The following is a 5,166-nucleotide window of genomic DNA, read 5'->3' as shown; positions in this document are numbered from 1 at the left end:
GAACTGAACCTGACCTGACAGACCACCGTCAGAAAAACCGGTAACTGTCAGATCAAGTCTGAACTACTACACCTCATGTAACAACAAGCTGCGTGCTTCCACTTTCAGTACCTCGTAGAGTTTCGGGGTCTCCCGCTTGATGATCGTCATTGCCTCCTCTACCGGCGCTGCCAACTCCTCGTTGATACCCTGACCACTCACCCGGTTGGAGTGTGTGGCAGTGCCTTGTGCGGTGTACTGCTTCTGCCGCAACCGGGAACTGCGACGGGCGGCGTGGTCCTCGATAGCGCACAGCGCGCTGCTGCCACTTACCCCATCTAAATCCAGTGCCACAGAGCCCCACAGGTACAACTTATCTTCCAGTGCTTCCACAAGGCACGGGCTGATGCGCTCTCCATCCATGTACCCTCCTCAATAGGTCCAGATCCAGGGGCGTGGGCGGCCGAGCACATGGCTGTTCGCGCCGATATGAATAAAGCGCTTTCCCAGCGGGCCGCGTTGATTGGGGCAAATGGCGGTGAAGGGTTGCGGTAGCTCTTTTTGGGTGTGCAGCGCACACGTTGCATTTAACAGCCTGGCCAGTACGCTCAACATAGACCCCATGTGATTACAGCACGCCGGATTCCTCGCCCTGGCAATCATCACAGATGTGGTAGGGCTGGTAGCGTTACTAGCGTTTAACGCTGCCTCAACGGTTTGTAAACGGCCCTCAACGCCAGCTAAACGCTTGTCAACGGTCGGTACCGGAACCCACCACCACACCTTAGCGGCAACATTTACGGCTCCATACCTGGACACTTTGATTAGCAGGCTGCTAAGGCCTGAGCACTCCCGCCGGGTGTCGCGCTCACTGTCAATTAATGCTTGCACTTACACCAGCTTTGGGTAAGATTCCCGGCTTTTCGTTGTTTTAATGCCAATTCTGGAGTGTAAAGATTGAAGAAGACAACAGTTGCTGCGGTGGTTGCCGCAATGGCATTGCCGCTTGGTGGTCAGGTACTAGCGCAGGACACGGGGTTCTTCAGCGACACCTACCTCCGTGCCAGCGTGGCGCAGGTAGACTACGACGTTGATTTTGTTGACGTCGGTGTGGACCTCGTTTTAGGTAAAACAACTGGGTTTACGCTGGTGGGCGGGTACCAGCACAGCCCATTCGTATCTTTCGAGCTGGGTTATTACAATTTGGGCGAGGTGTCTGACAGCATCCCCGTCAGCTACAGCTACGGCGATGCAATGGTGGGGTTCGAGATCGAAGGTGAATCAACATTCAAGGTAGAGACATCGGGTTCCACATTCGGAGCATCTGTACGCCTGCACACCGACAATGGAAAACCGTTCTATGGCGGTGCACTGGTGGGTTACCAGCGTTGGAACTTGGAATACAGAAACAAGATTGTGGACAACTACAGACTCAATACCTACGACCTGGTAGGCAACAGCGTCGGGGTTGAGTCGGGCACTCTCATTAATCGTTTCAAAGAGTCGAGGAGTGGCAATGATCCATTCTATGGCTTGTTCGTGGCCTGGGTGACCCCAGTGGGTGAATTTGGGCTGGAATATACTGTGTTTGAAGTGGATGGTGAAAAGCCGAAATTGTTGGGCGCGTCCTACGCCTACCGTTTCTAAGGGAAGAGTGGGCATATAAAAGAAGCCCTGAAGGTATTTCGAGTATCTCCGCATATGGCTCAATCGAAGATTGGTTGGCCGCTTGGTAACTACTGCCTGTATGTCCAGATTGAATCACTCTGGGTTTGCCGGAGGCAATTTGATTTGAGTCATGCCGCATGGGCAGACTCGGCTTGCTGATAATACAGCTTTTCGTATTCGGCTGGAGGCATATCGCCAATCGGCTAGAGAATGCGGCGATGGTTAAACCAGTCGACCCAGGCCAAGGTTGCGCGTTCAACCTCATCCAGCCCTTTCCAGGGACCTGTTCTGTGGATGACCTCCGCCTTGAACAAGCCGTTGATGGTTTCTGCCAGTGCGTTGTCGTAGGAGTCGCCGACGCTGACGCCTGGAAGCCCGCTTCATTAAGCCGTTCAGTGTATCGAATCGACAGGTACTGACTCCCTCGATCACTGTGATGGGTAACGCCGCGGGGTTTGCCTCGTGCCCACAATGCCTGCTCCAGAGCATCAAGCACGATGTCGGTTTGGAGGCTCTTTAACACGCGCCAGCCAACAATGTAGCGGGAGAACACATCGACAACGAATGCGACATAAACAAAGCCAGACCAAGTTGCGACATAGGTTATGTCGGTCACCCAAAGCTGGTTGGAGCGCTCCGCCGTAAACTCGCGGTTCACCAGGTCCAGTGGCTTGTCGGCCAGCTGATCTGGGATAGTCGTAACGCAACGTTTGCCTCTTCGAACGCCTTCAAGCTGCAGCACTCTCATCAACCGTTCAACTGTACAGCGGGCGACCTTTACGTCCTCGCGGTTAAGCTGCTTCCAGACCTTGCGAGCACCATAGACGCGATGATTTTCTTCGTAGATCCTCTGGATCTCAGGCTTCACGTTGAGCGCGCACACAGCGCTGTTCTGGATTGGCCTGTAGATGCTTGTAGCGGTAGTAAGTCGACGGTGCAATCGGCAGAACCTCACAGATTGACTCGACACCGTGCGCCTCACGCTCCTGATCAATGAATGCCACCATTACTTCGGTTTGCGGTCGAGCTCCGCCTGGGCAAAAAAAGCGGCAGCCTTGCGCAAGATCTCGTTAGCGCGCTTCAGCTCGCGGACTTCGCGCTCCAGCTCTTTAAGGCGGGCTGCGGCACCACTAGTGGTGCCGGGCTTAGTGCCGTTGTCGACTTCCATATTGTTGACCCATGATCGTAGAGTCTCAGGCGTACAGCCGATCTTGGAGGCGATAGATGTAATCGCTGCCCAGCGTGATTTATGTTCGTGCTCGCCGGTCAATACCATACGAACTGCGCGCTCCCATACTTCGGGGGAGTATCCAGGTTGTTTGCTCATTAGCTAATTCTCTCAAGAAAGTTAGCCTCCGAGAAACCCGGGGTAATTCACTTCCGCCAGATTGAGCAGACCGGTCTTGTGTTTAATGATGCGATCGTTAGTATGAATCATGGGGTTTATCCTTGGTTTTGGTTTCAGGTTTCGTCACCTTCATCAAAACCGGTAAACCCCCTCTTTTCAAGGAGATGTGTCAGATTTGGTCTGAACTAATACACTAAAACCAAGGGCGGCTTTGCCAATGAGAACAGCTTACTCAAGCTGCTTTACGCCGGTAAACTGAAAGCCTCCGAGCGCTGGACGCACCCGATCCAGAACTGGAACTTGACGCTGTCACAGCTGACGATCCACTTCCCGGATCGCCTGGAGAAATATATCAGCCTATGAGGCTATTTGGTTGACACAGAGTTTTGAACACCCTCCTGAACTAATACACTTAATTCCTCTTCGATTTATTAACATAAGTAGAGCTGACCGGGCTCGTTCAACAAGCAGATATGTTGTGACAATCCCAAAATATCCTTATTTGTTTTCCGCAGGCTGACAATCTCAATTCATGGAATTTGAATATTTACCAAGTTAGCAACCAACGTATTTTTTCTGTAATTCTCATCTTTGCAGATAGTGCCGAGAGTAAAACTTTATGATTTCCTTTAGAAAAGCAAAGCATTTCTTTTTCGATACCACTAAACTTTGAGAAGTTACTTCTTTGATCAGCCAGGATCATGCATAATAGAATATCAACTGGAGTTGTGGGCGCTTGACTCAAGTCATCAGATTTCATAGGCCGATAATGTGGAGTACTTATCTTCCTAAAAAGGCTCAAACCATAATCGCATCCTCGTCCATCTTGCTCAAGAAGGTATGAAGGCTTTCCTCTGGATAAAGCTGATACATGCCCATGAATACGATAACCAACATGCATGTCATATTTATCATATATATCTAACCCCTCAGATCTATCTAAGTAAATTTTTCTGACATGGAGATTTCTCTTTTGTGCTATTCTTCCAGATAATTTGTTAACTCCATGTAAGAGCATTTCAACCTCAGCATTGGGAAAGATATATTTAACTCTATCAATTAAATGCGCTAATGATTTCTTGTATTTATCTTCATAATGCGGATCTGAAATAGCAATACGGGTAACCTTATTAATATTTTTAAAGAAACGCCACCTGAAGCGCCACCTTTCAAAAGCTATATCTCCAACAAATATAGCCTTTTGCAGGCCAATGTGCTCACAAAATTCTTGAGTAAGTTTTCCTCGAGTAGTAAAAAATTCAGCCTTTGAGCACAGCTCTCTTAATAGTTTCTCATCACAAGACTCTAAACTATTATCAAATAACAATTTAGAAGAGGATACATTTAAAGAAGTTCCAGCCGCAAGAACCCCAAAAGGCTTGCCCGATTCGATAACAGCAGGTATGACCGAGTAAATATCCAGTAACTTTCTCCTAATTGCTAAACATGCAAAAACAATATAATCTGCATTCTTGAATTCCTGTATAGCTCTGCCTGAATTTTCTGCTCGAAAAATAACTTTAAAATCAACATTTGAACCTAATAATTTCCTAATTGCTCTAATAGTTGCTAGAGTAATTAAATTATCGCCTATGTTTAAGCTACTCCCACCAAAGGTAGACACGATTACTATATTTAAACGTTTTCTCATTATAAATTCCAAGAAATATTAGCTCAGTTTAATCAAAGCAATAAAGATGGATTCCTACTAATCACACGGGTTAAACCTTGAATTGCATGCCATTTATGCGGCTTGTGCCACCAATTAATTACCCGTTAAATATTGTGGTGTTTCAAAGCCTAATATTATCCGTGGCCGGTTATTTAAATCGAACACCACTGCATCAACCTCTCTCTGAATTATCTTTTTAAAGTCCGTGCTCTTGGGGCAATATTAGCGCAACGGGTCATTCATATTCTCGTTCAGACCACGTTTCCAGGAGTGGTAGGGGTGCGCGAACTAAAAATCCGCATTCTAAGAATGCGGAATTGCCCACTGCCCCCTAAAAGGGGTCTATAAAGCCAGCCCTCTCAGAAGGTTGGCCGCGAGATATCTCAATCTATATGTTTCGCTGCAGATCCAACTGGGACTGCCGTTGTTCGAGCTTCTCCTGATACTTTACATACTTGCGTATTATGTCGGCATCAACACCGACCGTATCCACGCAGTA

General features: G+C 48.1%; 4 protein-coding genes, 3 pseudogenes and 1 other annotated feature. Of the genes and pseudogenes, 2 read left to right on the top strand and 5 right to left on the bottom strand.

Annotated features, from left to right (window positions below):
• Positions 1-66 precede the first annotated feature (66 nt).
• On the bottom strand, positions 67-402 hold the full coding sequence (locus Q1A48_RS20495; protein ID WP_299948602.1) for a hypothetical protein: 336 nt from the start codon (positions 400-402) through the stop codon (positions 67-69).
• Between the two features lie 9 nt (positions 403-411).
• Complete coding sequence (locus Q1A48_RS20490; protein ID WP_299948600.1) at positions 412-870, bottom strand: hypothetical protein; 459 nt, start codon at positions 868-870, stop codon at positions 412-414.
• A gap of 66 nt (positions 871-936) precedes the next feature.
• Here Q1A48_RS20490 and Q1A48_RS20485 point away from each other — a divergent pair, with 66 nt between their 5' ends.
• The gene (locus tag Q1A48_RS20485) at positions 937-1,626 is read left to right on the top strand and encodes a hypothetical protein (protein WP_299948598.1); all 690 of its coding nucleotides are present in this window, start codon (positions 937-939) and stop codon (positions 1,624-1,626) included.
• Positions 1,627-1,853: 227 nt separating this feature from the next.
• Here Q1A48_RS20485 and Q1A48_RS20480 read toward each other — a convergent pair.
• A pseudogene (locus tag Q1A48_RS20480) lies at positions 1,854-2,974 on the bottom strand (IS3 family transposase); the annotation flags it as partial.
• Positions 2,580-2,696: a sequence feature (AL1L pseudoknot), on the bottom strand. It overlaps the preceding pseudogene by 117 nt.
• A 213-nt stretch (positions 2,975-3,187) precedes the next feature.
• Between Q1A48_RS20480 and Q1A48_RS20475 the strand changes: the two are divergent.
• Positions 3,188-3,358: pseudogene (locus tag Q1A48_RS20475) on the top strand (IS256 family transposase); the annotation flags it as partial.
• 184 nt (positions 3,359-3,542) lie between these two features.
• Here Q1A48_RS20475 and Q1A48_RS20470 read toward each other — a convergent pair.
• A complete protein-coding gene (locus Q1A48_RS20470; protein WP_299948597.1) occupies positions 3,543-4,646 on the bottom strand; it encodes a polysaccharide pyruvyl transferase family protein in 1,104 nt (367 codons plus the stop codon).
• Between the two features lie 409 nt (positions 4,647-5,055).
• A pseudogene (locus Q1A48_RS20465) lies at positions 5,056-5,166 on the bottom strand (IS200/IS605 family transposase); the annotation flags it as partial.

This window comes from uncultured Microbulbifer sp., assembly GCF_947489355.1.
Lineage (GTDB): Bacteria > Pseudomonadota > Gammaproteobacteria > Pseudomonadales > Cellvibrionaceae > Microbulbifer.
This window is presented reverse-complemented; position numbering and strand designations above follow the sequence as displayed.

Excerpts from the sequence above, each read along its gene's own strand:
- Q1A48_RS20495 (WP_299948602.1), bottom strand. The coding sequence starts at position 402 with ATGGATGGAGAGCGCATCAGCCCGTGCCTTGTGGAAGCACTGGAAGAT.
- Q1A48_RS20470 (WP_299948597.1), bottom strand. The coding sequence starts at position 4,646 with ATGAGAAAACGTTTAAATATAGTAATCGTGTCTACCTTTGGTGGGAGT.